Here is a 15796-nt window from a genome sequence, read left to right as displayed (position 1 = left end):
CCCCCGGCCCCCGATCCCGGGGTGCCGCAGCCGATCGACCCCCCGACGCCGGATCCGGTGCCGCAGCCGCTGGACCCACCGGGTCGCCCCGAGCCCGACATCGGGCCGCCCGTGCCCGGACCTGCCTGACTGCGCACGCCGTAGTGATCAACGACGATCGAGACGGAGTGAGGCGGCGTGCACCTGCTCTTGGCGAGCCTGGACTCGGCCCACGTCGACGCCTGGACGGACGGCGTACGCGATCAGGCTGACGTCGTCGACGACCCCGAACTCCCGGCGCTCGCGATTGCCCTCGCGGCGCTGGGGGACGACGTCACCGTCGTCACCCGGCGCTCCGGGGCACGTCGGCGTGGTACCCAGGTGGTCGATGCCGTCACCGTCGAGCGGGTGGTGGCCGGCCCGACCGGTCGGACGTCCGCCGGTGCCCTCATCGACCACGTCGGGCAGTACGCCGAGGGCCTCGGAGACCGCATTGCCGCCGGCCGGCCGGATGCCGTGGTGGCCATGACGTGGGTCGCGGGTCTGGCTGTCCGTGCCGCGGTGGCCGGGACGACAGTGGCGTGCCTGCAGCGGCTCCCCGACCTCGCCAGCGCCGGTGGGCCGCGCGGTGTCGCTTCGGCCGAGTCCCGCGGCGTACCGTCCGGCCTCGCCTCGGCGCAGCGCGGGGCTCGGGCGGCGACGGTGCTGCCGGCGAAGGAGCGTCGTACGGCGGCAGCCGAGCCAGCCGAGCATCCGGCCCGGGCGCGGCTGGAGTTGGCCGTGGCTCGCGCGGCCGACCACTGCCTGCCTCGGTCGGCGGCCGACGCGCACCGGTTGCACCTGCTCGGCGTACCGCTCGGCCGCGTGACGGTCCTCGGGCCCGGCGTGAGCCCGTGTCCCTGGCACGAGGTTCCGCCCCGGCTCAGCCGAGACCCGCTGCATGTCGCGGTCCCGGTCGCGGCCACCGATCGCGGCGCGGTCGCACTGGCTCTCGCGGCAGCCTCCCGGTCGCCGCGGGTGCACCTCGACCTGCAGCTGCTTGGACCCTGGGAAACGTCCGACCTCGCCGACATCTCGGCTCGGGTCGACCGCCTCGGTCTGCACGACGTGGTCAGCGTGACCCGGGTATCCCCGGGTGATCCGGGGTGGATCCCGGCCGCCGACGTCGTGTGCCTGCTCACCGGGGCGGCCGATGGTCCGGCCATCGCCTTGCACGCGATGGCCTGCGGCGCCCCCGTGGTGGCTGTCGCCGCCGGGGCGCTCGACGACGTCGTGGTCGACGGCGTCACGGGCCGCACGATCCGCGAGGGCGACCTGGCCGGGCTGACCCGGGCGCTGCGCGAACTGTCCAACGACGTGCTACGGGAGGCCATGGGGGCGGCCGCTCGCGATCGGGCCCGAGCCTCGTACGGTTGGGAGCGGCTAGCCGATACCTTGCACCGCACGACCGAGCAGGTGCTCGGCGCCAGGTCGGCCCCGGGCCGGGGCGCGACGCGCACTCCCGCTGCGGCGGGCCGAGCAGGAGGAGGGACGCCGCGATGAGTGCCACCGGCGATCAGCAGGCCGAGCGTACGGCGACCGATCCGGCGCGGCGGCCGACGTACGAGCACGGACGGACCCCGGCGGCGTGGGCGACCGTGATCATCGTGTGCGTGGGTTTCCTCGTCGGCACCCTCGCGCTCATCGTCGACCGGCCGTGGCTGTTCTGGGTCGGTGTCGCCCTGCTCCCGGTCGCGCTGGTGGTCGGGAAGGTCATGCAGCTGGCCGGACTCGGTGCGCTGCCGTCGTACGCCGAAGAGGCCGGTGTCGACGGCTGACCGCCGGCCGGGCACCCATCGAGGTGGCCGCACATCGAGGTGACTTTGACCCGGAGGGCAGCGTGACGGAGCGCTCGGCAGAGCACACGACGGCTGAGGAAGCGATGGCCGACGCGCCAGCGGACGCCAGCGACACTGCCGGGGGCCCGGCTGCCGACGAGGCCGCCTACCGCGGGCAGCCCGACGCGACGGGGCCATCCGCAGGCGCGGCTGCCGTCGGCGGGGACGCTGAGCCGGACAGGGCGGACGACCACGCGAGCGAGGCGACGTCCGGCGGCGAGGCGACAGGGAGCGCTCCGGACACCGCGCCCCGCCGACGATCCTCCTGACGCCACCGGCGGCATGGACATGAGCACGGCACCCGGCGGCCATGACCAGGGCAGCGGTCGGGACCGCTACGACCGTTCGACCGAGAATCCCCGGCAGCGGCTGGACCGACAGTTCGGCGAGTTGCTGCAGGAACTGCGGGTCGCGCAGACCGGCGTCCAGCTGCTGTTCGGGTTCCTGCTGTTGCTGCCGTTCAGCGCGGGCTCGAATCGCCTGGTCGACACCGATCACATCCTGTACGCCCTCACGCTGGTCACCTCGACCGCCGCGCTCGGTTTCCTCATGTCACCGGTACTCGTTCACCGGGCGCTGTTCCAGCGCAAGCGCCGCCCGGAACTGGTCGTGGTCAGCCACTGGCTGGCCGTCGTCGGATTGTTGCTGCTCATGGTGTCGGTGCTGTGCGCGGTCGCGCTCGTCGCGCGGGTCGCGTTGGGCACCAGCGGATCCACGCCGTGGATCATCGGTGGCTGCGTGGTGATCGTCGTGGGCCTGTGGGTGGTGCTGCCGCTGGCGTTGCGGCTCAGCAGTGACCCCATCCGGCCACCCTCGTCCGAGAAGTGAACCTCGTCGGCTGGCGCACCCTCGCCACCCCGGTGAACCCCGGTCAGGTCACCCGAGGAGGTGGCGGGCCATCACCACGCGCTGGATCTGGTTGGTGCCCTCGTAGATCTGGGTGATCTTGGCGTCGCGCATCATGCGTTCGACGGGGTGATCGCGGACGTATCCGGCACCGCCGAGCACCTGCACGGCATCGGTGGTCACCGCCATCGCCGTATCGGCGGCGAAGCACTTGGCTGCCGCACCGAAGTAGCGCAGATCCGGGTCGTCGCGTTCGCTCTTGGCCGCAGCCGTGTAGACCAGCGCTCGCGCGGCGGACACCTTCATCGCCATGTCGGCCAGCAGGAACTGGATTCCCTGGAAGTCCCCGATGCTGCGGCCGAACTGCTGCCGTTGCCTGGCGTACGCGGTCGCGTAGTCCAAGGCACCCTGCGCGACGCCGACCGCCTGCGCGCCGATGGTGACGCGAGTGTGGTCCAACGTGCGCATCGCGGTGGCGAAACCCGTGCCGGGTTCGCCGATCAGCCGGTCACCGGGGATGCGGCAGGAGTCGAAGAGCAACTCCCGCGTCGGTGAACCGCGCACACCGAGTTTGCGTTCGGGCGCACCGAACGACAGCCCCGGATCGTCCTTCTCCACCACGAAAGCCGAGATGCCGCGGGCCCCGGCGGCCGGGTCGGTCGAGGCCATGACCACGTAGTACGCCGACTCACCGGCCCCGCTGATCCAGGACTTCTGCCCGGTGATGACCCAGTCGTCGCCGTCGCGTACGGCGCGGGTACGAAGCGAGCCGGCGTCTGACCCGGCCTCGCGTTCGGACAGCGCGTAGGAGATGAGGGCCTCGCCGCGGGCGAGCGGTCCCAGGTAGCGCTCGGCCTGCTCGGCGGAGCCGGCGATCATGATCGGGAGGCTGCCCAGCTTGTTCACCGCGGGGATCAACGACGACGACACGCAGACGCGGGCCACTTCCTCGATGATCAGACAGACGGCCAGGGAGTCGCCGCCGGCACCGCCGTACGCCTCGGGTACGTGAGCAGCGCTGAAGCCCGCCGCGGCGAGGGCCTCGTGCACGTCCCAGGGGAACTGCTCGGTCTGGTCGATCTCCGCGGCGCGTGGCGCGATGACCTCCTCGGCCAGCGAGCGCACCGACCGCCGCAACTGCTCGTGTTCCGGCGGGAGCGCGAACTGGTCGAAGCCCGGGTCGGGGTCCAGCGCCATCGGTTCTCCTTCGCGTCGGCGGCTCAGGCTAGCCGCGCCCGGCCCGCGCCCGGCCCGCGCCCGGCCCGCGGCGCTCGGTACGGTGGCGTGCGCGACCGAGCGGGGCCTCTAGCTCAATTGGCAGAGCAGCGGACTTTTAATCCGCGGGTTGCGGGTTCGATCCCCGCGGGGCCCACCGCCGCAGAGCAGGCTAGACGTCGCCATCGGCGCTGGCTGGCAGCAGCGAGCGCCACCGGCGAACGATCACCTGGCGGCACCGGACCTCGTCGGCGAACCGTTGCTGCGCGCCGGCCGGGACTATACGTTCGGCACGCCACGGACGGCCGGCAGCGCAATGGCGTCAGCACCGGGATGGGGAGGGACGAGTCGATGTGGGCAGCTGCACAGGGTCATCAGCCGCCGAATGCAGGCACGCCGGATCCCGTCGTGATTGTTTCCTCCGACGGTCACGCGGTTGCCCGGATGCCCGACTACCGGCCGTATCTGCCCGCCGACATGCGCGAGGAATTCGACGCGTTCTGTGAGGTTCACCGACGCGAAGGTTCCCGGACGATCGATCCGAAGAGCCTGCTGGCCCGGATGGATCCCTACCTGGTTGACGAATGGACCGCCACCGTCATCGAGCCAGGCCGGTTGGCCGGGCAGTCCGACCCGGCGCAACGGCTGACAGAACTCGACCGGCAGGGCGTTGCAGCTGAAGTCCTGTTCCCGGATTTCGGCTTGGCGTTCGAACTCGATCCACCGGTGCTCGCGGCGTTGAAGGGTCAGACCCGGACTCCGGAACAGGTCGAGGCCGCCAATCGCGCCCACAACCGCTGGCTGGCCGACTTCGTCTCCGGCGCACCGGACCGTTTCGTCGGTCTGGCGATTGTTGGCTTTGACGACGTCGAGGCCGCAGTGGCCGAAATCCGCTGGGCCAAATCAGCGGGTCTGCAGGGCATCGTGTTGCCTGCGGTCGACGAGTCGACGCCGTTCTACCATGCCCGCCATGAGCCGATCTGGGATGTCCTGGAGGAGCTCGGCATGCCGGCTAACAGCCATACCGGGATCAGCGCGATCACCAAGGCGATACCCGGTGGCGCAGTAGCGGCAGCTCCTCATCCCAGCTGTGCCTTCCCGATCCTCACGTCGCAGGGTTTCTTCGTTACTCGTGAGATTCTGACCCACCTCATCTGGGGTGGTGTTCTCGAACGTCATCCGGACCTGCAGGTCGTCCTCACCGAACAGGGTTCGGGCTGGGTCGTCGGAGCTCTCACCAGCATGGACTACTCGTATGAGGGCAGCTACCTGCGGCGTGACGTGCGGGAAGTGGTGCGACACAAGCCGTCGGAGTACTTCGGTCGGCAGTGTCACCTGGGGTCGTCGTTGTTCTCCCTCGCCGAAGCGCAGGCCCGTAGCGAGATCGGTGTCGACAAGATCGCCATCGGAGTCGACTATCCCCACCACGAGGGCACCTGGGGATCGGGGCCCGGAAACGTCGCCTATCTGCGGGCCACGCTGGGCGCCGCGGGCGTGTCCGCTGAGGAAGCCCGACTCATGCTCGGCGGCAACGCCGCCGCGCTCTGGAAGCTAGACGCCGATGCCCTGGAGTCCCGGGCCCGGCTCATTGGACCAAGCCTGCAAGAGATTCTGACTCCGCCGACCCACGACTACTTTCCCCGCGGCGACGTACGGAAGCCGTTGGCTACCGGCGTCTGACAGCCCGAGCACTAGTCGACCGACCGCGGTTCCGACCCTTCATCCGCGGGGTTGCGCGTTCGATCGCCGCAGGCCACTGAACTGCAGTCACCGACGGAGTCCACCACGGCTGATCCCCCCGTCCTCAACCATGTGGTTGACAACGCATGGCCACCGACGTACCGTCTCGTTCAACCGATGAGTTGAGGACGACAGGTGGCGGCAAGAAACACTGAACGGCTCAACCGGGTGTTCGCGGCGCTGGCAGACCCCACCCGGCGGGACCTGGTAGCCCGGCTGGCCCGCGCAGACGCCACGGTCAGCGAACTGGCGGAGCCGTACGGCGTGAGCCTGCAGGCAATCTCCAAGCACGTGAAGGTGCTCCAGGAGGCCGGACTGGTCACGCGCAGTAGGGACGCCCAGCGCCGCCCAGTTCACCTCGACGCGAAGGTGTTCGACCTGATGACGACATGGATCGAGCGCTACCGCCAGGCGGCGGAGGAGCGCTACCAGCGCCTCGACGCTCTGCTGGAGCGGATGGACGGCAAGGACAACAACCGGACCGACACAAGGGACGCATCGTGACCATGACCAACCACGAAACGGAGATCCGGGCGGACGAGAAGGTCCCGACGATCGAGATCATCCGGTATTTCGACGCGGCTCCGGCGCGGGTATTCCGTGCTCACGTCGACCCCGAGCTCTACCTGCAATGGGTGGGACCACGTTCGGTTACCACGCGGATCACCAGGTGGGATGCCCGCACGGGTGGCGCGTGGGCCTTCGCCAACGATCGAGACGGCGAACAGATCGCCTCCTTCTACGGCAGCTTCCACGAGGTACGCCCGCACGAGCGGATCGTGTGGACCTTCACGTACGAGGGCCAGCCCGACGGAGTGTCGTTGGAGACAGCGACCTTCGAGCAGCTCGACGGCGACCGGACCCGACTGAAGGTGCTGAGCGTGGTGGCGGACTTCGAGACCCGCGACGCCATCCTGTCCAGCGGCATGGACGTCGGGGTCAACGAGGGCTACGACAAACTCGACGAACTGCTCGCGAAGCAGGCCTGACGTGACGCCAGCGGCCATGACTCCGGCCCAGCAGCACGCGTACGACGCGGCCCGGTTCACCGCACTGGTCGATTCCGCCTCGACCACCGACTGGACGCGGCCCAGCCCGGTCTTCGAATGGACGGCGGTCGGCGTCGTCGACCACCTGGTCAGCTGGTCGCGGGGTTTCCTGCGCGGTGCCGGTATCGAGCTGCCGTCGTTGGACGTCGAGGCCGACCCGGTAGTCGCGTGGCAGCAGCACGTCCACGACATCCAGGCCATTCTCGACGACCCGGCCGGGCGGGTGCTCAGCAACCCGCATACCGGGGACAGGCCCGTGGACGAGGCGATCGATCAGTTCTACACCGGCGACATCTGGCTGCACTCCTGGGACCTCGCCAAGGCACTGGGCCGCGAGCCTGACTTGGGCGAGGAACGCTGCGCCGCAGCTCTCGCGGCGATGAAACCCATCGAACAGTTACTGCGGGACAGCGGGCAGTACGGTCCGGCCGTGCCTGTCGCTGACGACGCCTCCGCGCAGGACAAACTGATGGCGTTCATCGGCCGCGACCCAGCCTGGCAGTCGGACCGGCGGGCACAAACTGTGAAGTAGTTCTCTCCAGCTGGCCGGTCCGGCGTTATCGGCCGGATATCGTCGACCCTGAAGGCCACGGCTGCGCCGGCGGAGCGCACCGAAGCGAGGCAATGAGTGGTCGCACGTGCTGGTGATCCACGGGCGGAACTGGCGAATGGCCGGGGGTAGCGGTCACCAGTTCGGTGAGAAGCGAAGATCGCGTCGGCTTCGTGCCAGGCTCTGGCTAGCTGGGTGCGGTGACAGTTATTCCGTGGAAACTGGCTGCCTCGGCGAGTCGATCATCGTAGGTGACAATGCTGTCCAGATCGTCGCCAAGATCGAGCGCTGCGGCCAGATGGATCGCGTCGAGGCTCCGTAATGTGAGCGGATCGAGACGACTGGCCTGCTCGAACACCGCAGTCGTTACGTCGATCAAGGTCAACGAGTCGAGGACAGCGCGGGCCTGCAGGATTCGCTCGGGAGCGGATCGTCGTACCGCCCGGATGAGTTCGGTACGAGCTAGATCGCACGTTACCGGCTCGCGGTCTGCCCGCAGCCAAGCAAGCAACGGCGCGCTCTCCGCCTCAGCCACGACGAGCTTGGTCAGGGCCGAGGTGTCCAGGTAGTGCGCCACCTCAGTAACGCTCGGTGTTTCTGGCTTTGATCAGATCGTCAGTGAGGCTGGGTCCAGGCTTGGGAGCTTGCAGCTTCGTGATGTCGCGGCGTGGACGGCGGGCTTGGCCGGCCCCGACCAACTCGGCGAGTCGCGACAACGGCAAGGGCGTCAGCCGGGCGACGGCTCGTCCCCGGTCGGTGATGGTGATTGTCTCGCCCGTCGCTGCTTGGGCCACGACGGCAGAGGCGTTCTGCTTCAGCGCGCGGATGCCGACCTCGCTCATGCTTCAATGTAGCACATTGTCCACCCGCGCCATCTCGTGCATCACCAGCTCCGGTCGCCATGCGGTCGCCGATCGTTGGGGGCTCTCGCAGCTGCCGTCACCAGCCAAGGAGTGGACTGGCCGCGATCGCGCCGACGACAACGGCCCACGGCGGCACCCGCAAGCGCAAGAACAGAAACAGCGCCGCCGCGAACGCGACGTCGAGCGGCGCGTGAACCGAACTGACGATGATCGGGTCGTACCAGGCCGCCGCGAGCAGGCCGACCACGGCGCCGTTGACCATCACCAACCCGGCGTGGACGGTGGGTGCCGTGCGAATCCGCGTCCAGTACGGCAGCAGGCCGAACAGCAGCAGCATGCCCGGCGCGAAGATGGCGACTACCGCGACGATGGCGCCGACCGGGCCCGTCGACGACTGCCCGAGAAACGCGCTGAACGTGAACAAGGGCCCGGGGATGGCCTGAGCCGCACCGTATCCGGTGAGGAACTGCTGTTCGCTGACCAGGTTCGGCACGGTGGAGGCCTGCAGTAGCGGCAGGACGACGTGACCCCCGCCGAACACGAGGGTCCCGGAGCGATACATCGCCTGTGCCAGGTTTGCCAGTGGTGACGTGTTCGCGAGCGCCGCGAGGAGCACCAGGCCGAGGACGAACGCGGCCAGGCACAAGCGTCCGGCGCGGCGAGTGACGGCAGGCAGCGTCGACAGCATCGCCGCGGTGATCGTGCGGCGACGGAATACGGCTCCGATGGCTGCGGCGACGAGCAGGACTGCAACCTGCGTGACCGGCGACGGGATCAGCAGGACGGCGACCGCTGCGCCGACCGCCGCCGCCGCGGTCGGCCACGTCGAGGCCAGTCGCCGGCCGAGGGAGAGTACGGCGTCCAGGACGACCGCGACCGCGACCAGGCCGAGGGCGTGCAACCACACCGCGCCGCGCAGGTCCCGACCGTAGGCGAACCAGGCGAACCCGATCATGAGGATCGCCGACGGCAGGGTGAAACCCAGCCAGGCCGCGACCGCACCGCGGGTGCGGGATCGGCAGAACCCGATAGCCGCGCCCAGCTGCGACGACGACGGCCCGGGCAACGCCTGAGAAATCGCGAGCAACTCGGCGAATAGTTCGTCGCTTAACCAGCGTCGGCGGACGACGTACTCGGCGTGGAAGTAGCCGGCGTGGGCATTGGGGCCGCCGAAGGACGTCAGCCCCAGCTTGAGGGCGACCCCGAGCACTTCCCACGCCGACCCAGGACGCTCCTGCGGTGCCGTCGCTCGTGGTGGCGTCGCGTCCGGCACACCGGTCATCATTCCGACCCGAACGGTTCAGATCCGGTGTCCGGCCGATCCGGGCCATCGTGCCGCGCGGGACAGCACCCACCTGCCGGCCGACGGCGCCCAACTGTGCGGGTACGAGACCCGGTAGGCCGGGCCACGGGTGATCCTGTCGTCCGCTCCCGTGCGGCCTACCTGTCCAACCCCTCACGGGCCAGGTCGGCGGCCACGGCCGCCCGCGTCACACCGAAGTAGGCATCAGGGGTGATGAGGTCGACGCGGGCCCGCCGGACGCTGAAGAGCCAGCGGCCGTCGATCCGGCGGAACTCGTCTCGGTAGACGCCGGCCTGGTCGAGACCGGCGTCGGTGATGACCGCGAAGTAGGTCGTGCCGTGGGCAGTCGTGGCGTCATCAATGGTGATGTCGCAGGTCGTGACGTGGTGGCGCATGAAGGTCAGGGGAGCGCGGCCAGCGGCCGCGGCGCCCGCGGCGATGAGGTCGCGTATCTCCATCCGGCGCAGCCGGCTCATGATCGCTGCCCGGCCCTCGATCCGAGTTCCGCCCGGGGGGATCAGTACGGCGTCGTCGGCCCAGAGGGTTTCCATCCGGTCCCAGATCATGTAGTCGAAGCACACGGCGTACGCGTTGATCACTCGCTGGATGTCCTGGCGGGCAATGACGTCGGGTAGTTCCACGGATCCTCCTGGCGTACGGATGGCCCGGCGACGTACCGGGATCGCGGACGCGTGGTCGACCGCTCGGGGCCGTCACCGGCGTCGGGTCAGTAGTACACCCCGCCGGGAGACCCACCGCCCACGACCACCGCATCGCCGTTGATCGCCACGCTGCGCGGGGACGCCAGAAAGGCGACGACCCAGGCGATCTCGTCGGCGGTCACCAACCGGCCGATGGCCGATCCCGCAGCCATGCGGCGGGCGACGTCGGCCTCGTCGATTCCGCTCGCGGCGGCTCGGGCCCGGATGAGTTCGGGCAGTCGTTCGGTGACGGTGGCTCCGGGGTGGACCGTCGTGACGTTGATGCCGGCCGGCCCCAGTTCGTCGGCGAGGCTCTTGGACACCGCGTGCACCCCGACGTTGCGTACCGTCGCGCTGAGCGTGCCGGTGGTGCGGGCGGCCAGGCCGCCGATATTGATGATGCGGCCCCAGCCGCGTTCGATCATCCCGGGCGCTACCGCGCGCGCGGTGCGCAGGTAGCCCACGACCTTGGTGTCGAGTTCCGCCAACAGGTCGGCGTCGCTTACCCCGGTCGGCGGTGTGCCGGGAGCACTTCCGCCCGGCGTCGCGGCGGCATTGACCAGGACCTGGACGGTTCCGAGTTCGGCGGTGACCCGGTCGACCGCGGCCCGTACGGCGGCGTCGTCCGTGGTGTCCGCTGCTACGGCGGCAACGGTGACCGAGCTGCCCGCCGTGGCAGCCAGCTCGTCGCGCGCCGCGGCGAGTCGCTGTCGGTCACGAGCGAGCACGGCGACCGTGGCGCCCTCGGCCAGCAGCGTGCGCGCGATCGCCAGGCCGATTCCCCGGCTGCCGCCGGTGACGAGCGCCACCCTGCCGTCGAGTTGCAAGTCCATCGATGTTTCCTCTCGAGCGAACTGATGTGGCGCACCGGGTTATGGGCGGGTCACTCCACCCGCCCGGCCTGGCTGTCGGCCCCGAGCATGCGGTACGCCGGATGAACACCGGGTGCCAAGCCGTGCTGGGTGGCAAGTTTGCCGAGCAGTTCGGCAAGCGCGGTCCGCTCATGATCGTCGAGGGAGGCGAAGTAGTCCGCTCCGTGTTCAGTGGCGACTCGTCCGATGTCACGGAGCCGCTGCTCGCCGTCGGCGGTCAGGTAGAGCGCGTGGTGACGGCGATCGGCCGGGTTCTGTCGGCGCTCGACGAGCCCGTCTCGCTCGAGTTCGTCGATCAGCGCGACGAGTCGACTCGGCAGCAATCCCAGTTGGGCGGCCACGGCCTGCTGCGACCGGCCGGCATCGCCGTCGATCGCCCGCAGCAGGCCGGCCTGCGGCGGCGACAAGCCGAGAGGGGCGAGCCGTTCGGCGAATCTCATCGCCGCAAGACCGCCGAGCTGGGCGAGCAGGAAGGCGAGTTGCCCGGGCCCGGATTGGCGGCGGGAAGCGGCGGGCGGAGTCATTTGCGCAGATCATACAGGCGCTATATCGTTCAGACTATGAACGATTCGTCAGCACATATATTTAGGCAGCGCATGTCGCGTCCGGGAGCGCAGAGCGGCCCGCCGCTGGGGCTGCTGGCGGGGGTTTCGGCCGGGCTGTTCGTCGGCGGCATAGTGGTCAGCGCTGTGCTGGGCGGAGTCCTGCCCTCGCCCTTCGACGATCCAGCAGCGATCACCGCGTATGTCGCCGCGCAACCCGACGCCATCAAGGCCAGCGGCGTCCTGGTTTTCGGCGCGGCGGTCCCGCTGGCGGTCTATGCCGCGACCGCCGCTGCGCGGCTGCGCCAGCTCGGCGTGACCGCGCCCGGGGCCACCATCGCCTTGGCAGGCGGGCTGTTGTCGGCCGGCTCGTTGAGCCTGTCCGGCCTCGTGCAGTGGACGTTGTCTCGACCCGCCGTCGCCGGCGATCCGGCGCTGCTCCGGTCACTACACGACCTGAGCTTCCTCACCGGGGGACCGGCGAGCGTGGTGTTCGTCGGCCTGCTGCTCGCGGGTATCGCCGTACCCGCGCTGATCCTCGGGCTACTGCCCCGTGCCGTGGCATTCGCTGGGCTCGTCATCGCGATCGGCTGCGAACTGGTCACTGTCGTTCTGATCTGGCCGGAACTGGCCGTCGCGGTGCCGATCGCCCGTTTCCCGGCGCTGGGATGGCTCGTGGTGGCCGGCCTGCTGTTGCCGCACCAGCGGTCGCGCCGGCTCGTCGGCCGGGTCGCCCCGGGTGGTACGGCGGCGACCGGTGCGGCCGGAACCATGCGGACGGCATGAGCACCCGACGGTACGTGCGACCGCCGTGGGCAGCTCGGGTCGTCGGCAGTCGGCTGGCGCGGCTGTTTCGTCCGTCGATCGTTGGCCGGCTGTCCGTGGTGCGCCGTACCTCGGGGCAGCGGCAGTCGGTATCGGTGGCAGTACTGCGATACGACGGCCAGGAGTACCTGGTCGCGGCGTACGGCGACACCGAGTGGTCACGGAACCTGCGCGCCGCCGGGCGCGGCCAATTGACGCGGAGCGGCCGAACCCAGCAATTCAGCGTGGTGGAGATACCGGTTGGCGAACGGCCGCCGCTGCTGTCGGCATATCGGCGAGAGTTCGGCAAACGCCCGACCGTCGAACGGACCTTCCACGCGTTGCCGGATCCCGCTGACCATCCGGTCTTCCTGATCCGCTCGCTGGACCGGCTGCCGGGACATGGTCGATGAATGCCCTGGCAGGTCGAGTCGCCGTGGTCACCGGAAGTTCTCGTGGCATCGGTACGGCTATCGCGCTGCGGTTCACCGAGGAGGGAGCGCACCTGGTGCTGCACGGTCGCGATCGGGAGGCCCTCGAGCGGGTCCGAGCGAGGATCGCCGACGCGGGCGGTGACGCCATGGTGGTCGTCGCCGATCTCACCGACGGCGAACAGGTCGAAGCGATGCGCGATCGGATCGAACGACGGTTCGACGTCGTGGACGTGCTCGTTGCCAATGCCGGCGGCAGCCCGATACCGCCGATGTCGTTGGAGGACATCCCGAGCGAGGGTGGCGCGACTCGGTCGAGGCGAACCTGACGGCGACGTTCCTCACTATCAAGGCATTCCTGCCCGGTATGAAGGCTCGCGGTCATGGGTCGATCGTCACCGTCTCGTCGTCGGCGGCCCGCCGGCCGAATTCGGGGTCTCCTCTTGCGTACGCGGCGGCCAAGGCGGGTATCGAGTTGCTGACCAAGGACCTGGCGGCACAGGCGGGTCGTTACGGCATCCGGGCAAACTGCATCGCGCCCGCCACGATCCTGACCGAGGCGAATCTGCGCAAGATCCCCGGTCAGTTGCAGCGGCGACTGGCCGACGAACACCCGTTACGCCGGCTCGGCACCCCGGACGACGTCGCGGCCGCCGCGGTGTTCCTGGCCTCGGACGCTGCGGCCTGGGTCAGCGGCATCGTCGTGGACGTGGCGGGCGGGGCGGTGTTGGTCTGACACGCGCCGCGCGGCGGGTGATTGCGAGGGCGGCCCGGCTGACCTGCCGAACAGCGGCGTCGGTCGTCATCGGCCAAGGGGCCCGCGCCGGAGCGGACCGCTTCCGTGACTAGGATGCCTGCTGCCGGGGGGCCAACACGAGCAGTCGGACGAAGGGGTCGCTGTGAGCAAGATCGTTCTGGTAGGGGCGAGCGGCAACGTCGGCGGGGCGATCTTGTCCGAGGCCGTGGCGCGCGGTCACGACGTGACCGCGGTGACCCGCGGGATCGCGCCATTCGACGCGCCGGCGGGCGTCAGCAGCGTGACCGCCGACGTCTTGGATTCCGAGGCGGTTCGCTCGTTCGCCGCGGGCGCCGATGTGGTGATCAGCGCCTACAAGGCGCCCCACGGCGCCCAGCAGGAGCCGGCAGCGTTTCTGGCCGCCGCGAAGTCGTTGGTGGCCGCGCTTCGGGAACTCGGTGATGCCGCGCCGCGATTGATCGTGGTCGGTGGCGCGGGCAGCCTCGAAGTGGCGCCCGGCGTGAGCCTGCTGGACAGCGGCGGCATCCCGGAACAGTTCCGCGAATGGGCCGGCGGCCACGTCGCCGAACTGGACTACCTGCGCACGGTGCAGGACGTGGACTGGGCCTACCTCAGCCCATCTCCCGGGTTCGGGCCAGGCGAGCGAACCGCGAACTTCCGGGTCGGTGGGGACGCCCTGCTGGTCGGCGCCGACGGCAAGAGCGCGATTTCGGTACCCGACTATGCCGTCGCCATCATCGACGAGGTGGAACAGCAGCGGCATTCGCGGCAGCGCTTCACCGTCGGCTACTGACGGCTCGCTCTTGAGTTCGTCACCGGGGCGACCAATGTTGGCTTCGGCGCTGTCCGGTGCGCAGCTGTCGGCGCAGCTGACATGACGAACCGCCGGCACCGTCGCCCGTGAGAGCGCGGTGCCGGCGGCTAGTCGGTTCGGCTCATCGCACTGCCGTTCAGTACGTGGCCGTTCGTGCATGGCGGCTGTTCAGTGCTTGAAGGCGTCCTTCACCTTCTCGCCAGCATCCTTCAGGTCGGCCTTCGTCTGGTCGGTCTTCCCCTCGGCCTCCAGGTCGTGGTTGTCGGTCTTGTCGCCGACGACCTCCTTGACCTTGCCGACGGCGTCTTCGGCGGCGTTCTTCAGCTTGTCGATGCCACTCACGGCACGAACCTCCTCGGTGGACGGCTGCACGGCGCTGACTCGTAGCCGTGCGTTGCGCCGCCTTCCGGCGGCGCGGCGGTCCTACCCGGCCAGGTCAGGCCTACACGCACGCCATCCGGTCAGCGAACGCGGTGCGGAGTCGGGACGACGGCGTCGCCCTGACTGCCGGTGACGTGACATCGGGCCCCGGGCGCGGCAGGGTGGCCGGATGATCGCTTACGACGTGGCCGACCAGGTGGCGACCATCACCCTGGATCGGGCCGCCGAGCTCAACACGTACAACATCGCGCTCAAGGACGCGCTGATGGCCGCCTTCGACCGTGCTGACGCCGACGACGACGTCCGGGTCGTCGTCGTCACCGGATCCGGCAAGGCGTTCTGTGCGGGGATGGATCTGAGCCCGGGGCCACAGACGTTCGCTCGACTGGACGAACCCGAGGCTGACCGGCTGCGGGACTCCGGTGGCGAACTGGCGGTCCGGATCTTCAACTGTACGAAGCCGGTGATCGCCGCCATCAACGGCGCCGCGGTCGGCATCGGCGTCACGATGACGCTTCCCATGGATATCCGGCTCGCGTCGGACCGGGCGCGCTTCGGCTTCGTCTTCGCCCAGCGCGGCATCGTGTTGGAGAGCTGCTCGACCTGGTTCCTGCCGCGCGTCGTCGGGGTGTCGCAGGCGCTGGAATGGTCATTCACCGGCCGGGTCTTCGATGCCGCCGAAGCGTTGCGCACCGGCCTGGTGAGCGCGGTTCACCCGCCCGAGGAGTTGTTGCCGGCGGCGTATTCCCTGGCTGCGCAGATCAAGCAGGCGTCTCCTGTCTCGGTGGCGCTCAACCGCCAGATGGTGTGGCGCATGCTCGGCGAGCCGCATCCCATGGCGGCGAACATCGTCGAGTCCAGAGCGATGTACCTGCGGGGCCTGAGCCCGGACTCGACGGAGGGGGTGGCGTCCTTCTTCGACCGGCGTGACGCGGCCTTCACCGGCACGGTCCCGGCCGACCTGCCCGACGTGTTTCCCGGCCGGGTCGAACCGCCCTTCACCACCTGACCGACGGCGGTCACGGGACCCCGCCGGCCCTGTTCTCACAGCAGCCGGGGCGCCGGCGTGACC

General features: G+C 69.7%; 18 protein-coding genes, 1 tRNA gene and 2 pseudogenes. 13 read left to right on the top strand and 8 right to left on the bottom strand.

Features of this window, described 5'->3' with window-relative positions; genetic code table 11:
• Window positions 1–177 precede the first annotated feature (177 nt).
• The 3 genes from EPO13_03350 (at window position 178) to EPO13_03340 (ending at window position 2684) form a co-directional block, all read left to right on the top strand.
• Window positions 178–1521, top strand: a complete 1344-nt coding sequence (locus tag EPO13_03350; protein TAK70026.1) for a glycosyltransferase — start codon at window positions 178–180, stop codon at window positions 1519–1521.
• Window positions 1518–1796 carry a hypothetical protein gene (locus tag EPO13_03345; GenBank protein TAK70025.1) on the top strand — a complete coding sequence of 93 codons (279 nt, stop codon included), beginning with the start codon at window positions 1518–1520 and terminating at the stop codon, window positions 1794–1796. Before EPO13_03350 ends, EPO13_03345 begins: the two co-directional genes overlap by 4 nt.
• Window positions 1797–2144: 348 nt before the next feature.
• Complete coding sequence (locus EPO13_03340; GenBank protein ID TAK70024.1) at window positions 2145–2684, top strand: hypothetical protein; 540 nt, start codon at window positions 2145–2147, stop codon at window positions 2682–2684.
• 48 nt (window positions 2685–2732) lie between these two features.
• Here EPO13_03340 and EPO13_03335 read toward each other — a convergent pair whose 3' ends face one another.
• Window positions 2733–3899, bottom strand: coding sequence for an acyl-CoA dehydrogenase (locus EPO13_03335; protein ID TAK70023.1), 1167 nt, complete (start codon window positions 3897–3899; stop codon window positions 2733–2735).
• Window positions 3900–4001: 102 nt separating this feature from the next.
• On the opposite strand from EPO13_03335, the gene EPO13_03330 reads away from it, so the two are divergent.
• From EPO13_03330 to EPO13_03310, 5 genes are all read left to right on the top strand, one after another.
• Window positions 4002–4077: transfer RNA gene (locus tag EPO13_03330), tRNA-Lys, on the top strand.
• 173 nt (window positions 4078–4250) lie between these two features.
• Complete coding sequence (locus EPO13_03325) at window positions 4251–5597, top strand: amidohydrolase (GenBank protein TAK70022.1); 1347 nt, start codon at window positions 4251–4253, stop codon at window positions 5595–5597.
• A gap of 195 nt (window positions 5598–5792) precedes the next feature.
• Complete coding sequence (locus tag EPO13_03320; GenBank protein TAK70021.1) at window positions 5793–6161, top strand: ArsR family transcriptional regulator; 369 nt, start codon at window positions 5793–5795, stop codon at window positions 6159–6161.
• Window positions 6162–6163: 2 nt separating this feature from the next.
• A complete protein-coding gene (locus tag EPO13_03315; protein TAK70437.1) occupies window positions 6164–6646 on the top strand; it encodes a polyketide cyclase in 483 nt (160 codons plus the stop codon).
• 16 nt (window positions 6647–6662) lie between these two features.
• The gene (locus EPO13_03310; GenBank protein TAK70436.1) at window positions 6663–7238 is read left to right on the top strand and encodes a maleylpyruvate isomerase family mycothiol-dependent enzyme; all 576 of its coding nucleotides are present in this window, start codon (window positions 6663–6665) and stop codon (window positions 7236–7238) included.
• 205 nt (window positions 7239–7443) lie between these two features.
• Here the strand turns inward: EPO13_03310 and EPO13_03305 are convergent, their stop codons facing one another.
• From EPO13_03305 to EPO13_03280, 6 genes are all read right to left on the bottom strand, one after another.
• Window positions 7444–7833, bottom strand: coding sequence for a PIN domain-containing protein (locus EPO13_03305; protein TAK70020.1), 390 nt, complete (start codon window positions 7831–7833; stop codon window positions 7444–7446).
• A gap of 1 nt (window position 7834) precedes the next feature.
• Window positions 7835–8098, bottom strand: a complete 264-nt coding sequence (locus EPO13_03300) for a type II toxin-antitoxin system prevent-host-death family antitoxin (protein ID TAK70019.1) — start codon at window positions 8096–8098, stop codon at window positions 7835–7837.
• Window positions 8099–8195: 97 nt separating this feature from the next.
• Complete coding sequence (chrA, locus tag EPO13_03295; GenBank protein TAK70018.1) at window positions 8196–9401, bottom strand: chromate efflux transporter; 1206 nt, start codon at window positions 9399–9401, stop codon at window positions 8196–8198.
• 158 nt (window positions 9402–9559) lie between these two features.
• Window positions 9560–10105, bottom strand: a complete 546-nt coding sequence (locus EPO13_03290) for a nuclear transport factor 2 family protein (protein TAK70017.1) — start codon at window positions 10103–10105, stop codon at window positions 9560–9562.
• A gap of 44 nt (window positions 10106–10149) precedes the next feature.
• A complete protein-coding gene (locus EPO13_03285; protein ID TAK70016.1) occupies window positions 10150–10956 on the bottom strand; it encodes an SDR family oxidoreductase in 807 nt (268 codons plus the stop codon).
• Window positions 10957–11006: 50 nt separating this feature from the next.
• Complete coding sequence (locus tag EPO13_03280) at window positions 11007–11519, bottom strand: MarR family transcriptional regulator (GenBank protein ID TAK70015.1); 513 nt, start codon at window positions 11517–11519, stop codon at window positions 11007–11009.
• Window positions 11520–11780: 261 nt separating this feature from the next.
• On the opposite strand from EPO13_03280, the pseudogene EPO13_03275 reads away from it, so the two are divergent.
• The 4 genes and pseudogenes from EPO13_03275 to EPO13_03260 all read left to right on the top strand — a co-directional run bounded on the left by EPO13_03275 (window position 11781) and on the right by EPO13_03260 (window position 14322).
• Window positions 11781–12245, top strand: a pseudogene (locus EPO13_03275) (hypothetical protein).
• Between the two features lie 74 nt (window positions 12246–12319).
• A complete protein-coding gene (locus tag EPO13_03270) occupies window positions 12320–12754 on the top strand; it encodes a deazaflavin-dependent nitroreductase (protein TAK70014.1) in 435 nt (144 codons plus the stop codon).
• Window positions 12751–13508: pseudogene (locus EPO13_03265) on the top strand (SDR family oxidoreductase). Before EPO13_03270 ends, EPO13_03265 begins: the two are co-directional and overlap by 4 nt.
• Window positions 13509–13671: 163 nt before the next feature.
• Window positions 13672–14322, top strand: coding sequence for an NAD-dependent epimerase/dehydratase family protein (locus EPO13_03260; protein TAK70013.1), 651 nt, complete (start codon window positions 13672–13674; stop codon window positions 14320–14322).
• 189 nt (window positions 14323–14511) lie between these two features.
• Here EPO13_03260 and EPO13_03255 read toward each other — a convergent pair whose 3' ends face one another.
• Window positions 14512–14685, bottom strand: coding sequence for a CsbD family protein (locus tag EPO13_03255; protein TAK70012.1), 174 nt, complete (start codon window positions 14683–14685; stop codon window positions 14512–14514).
• A 208-nt stretch (window positions 14686–14893) separates the two neighbouring features.
• Between EPO13_03255 and EPO13_03250 the strand changes: the two genes are divergently transcribed.
• The gene (locus EPO13_03250; GenBank protein ID TAK70011.1) at window positions 14894–15733 is read left to right on the top strand and encodes an enoyl-CoA hydratase; all 840 of its coding nucleotides are present in this window, start codon (window positions 14894–14896) and stop codon (window positions 15731–15733) included.
• Window positions 15734–15796 lie beyond the last annotated feature (63 nt).

This window comes from Actinomycetota bacterium (genome assembly GCA_004297305.1).
GTDB lineage: Bacteria > Actinomycetota > Actinomycetes > S36-B12 > FW305-bin1 > FW305-bin1.
This window is presented reverse-complemented; position numbering and strand designations above follow the sequence as displayed.

Excerpts from the sequence above, each read along its gene's own strand:
- EPO13_03345 (TAK70025.1), top strand. The coding sequence starts at position 1,518 with ATGAGTGCCACCGGCGATCAGCAGGCCGAGCGTACGGCGACCGATCCG.
- EPO13_03340 (TAK70024.1), top strand. The coding sequence starts at position 2,145 with ATGAGCACGGCACCCGGCGGCCATGACCAGGGCAGCGGTCGGGACCGC.
- EPO13_03335 (TAK70023.1), bottom strand. The coding sequence starts at position 3,899 with ATGGCGCTGGACCCCGACCCGGGCTTCGACCAGTTCGCGCTCCCGCCG.
- EPO13_03325 (TAK70022.1), top strand. The coding sequence starts at position 4,251 with ATGGGGAGGGACGAGTCGATGTGGGCAGCTGCACAGGGTCATCAGCCG.
- EPO13_03315 (TAK70437.1), top strand. The coding sequence starts at position 6,164 with ATGACCAACCACGAAACGGAGATCCGGGCGGACGAGAAGGTCCCGACG.
- EPO13_03310 (TAK70436.1), top strand. The coding sequence starts at position 6,663 with ATGACTCCGGCCCAGCAGCACGCGTACGACGCGGCCCGGTTCACCGCA.
- EPO13_03300 (TAK70019.1), bottom strand. The coding sequence starts at position 8,098 with ATGAGCGAGGTCGGCATCCGCGCGCTGAAGCAGAACGCCTCTGCCGTC.
- chrA (TAK70018.1), bottom strand. The coding sequence starts at position 9,401 with ATGACCGGTGTGCCGGACGCGACGCCACCACGAGCGACGGCACCGCAG.
- EPO13_03285 (TAK70016.1), bottom strand. The coding sequence starts at position 10,956 with ATGGACTTGCAACTCGACGGCAGGGTGGCGCTCGTCACCGGCGGCAGC.
- EPO13_03280 (TAK70015.1), bottom strand. The coding sequence starts at position 11,519 with ATGACTCCGCCCGCCGCTTCCCGCCGCCAATCCGGGCCCGGGCAACTC.
- EPO13_03270 (TAK70014.1), top strand. The coding sequence starts at position 12,320 with ATGAGCACCCGACGGTACGTGCGACCGCCGTGGGCAGCTCGGGTCGTC.
- EPO13_03250 (TAK70011.1), top strand. The coding sequence starts at position 14,894 with ATGATCGCTTACGACGTGGCCGACCAGGTGGCGACCATCACCCTGGAT.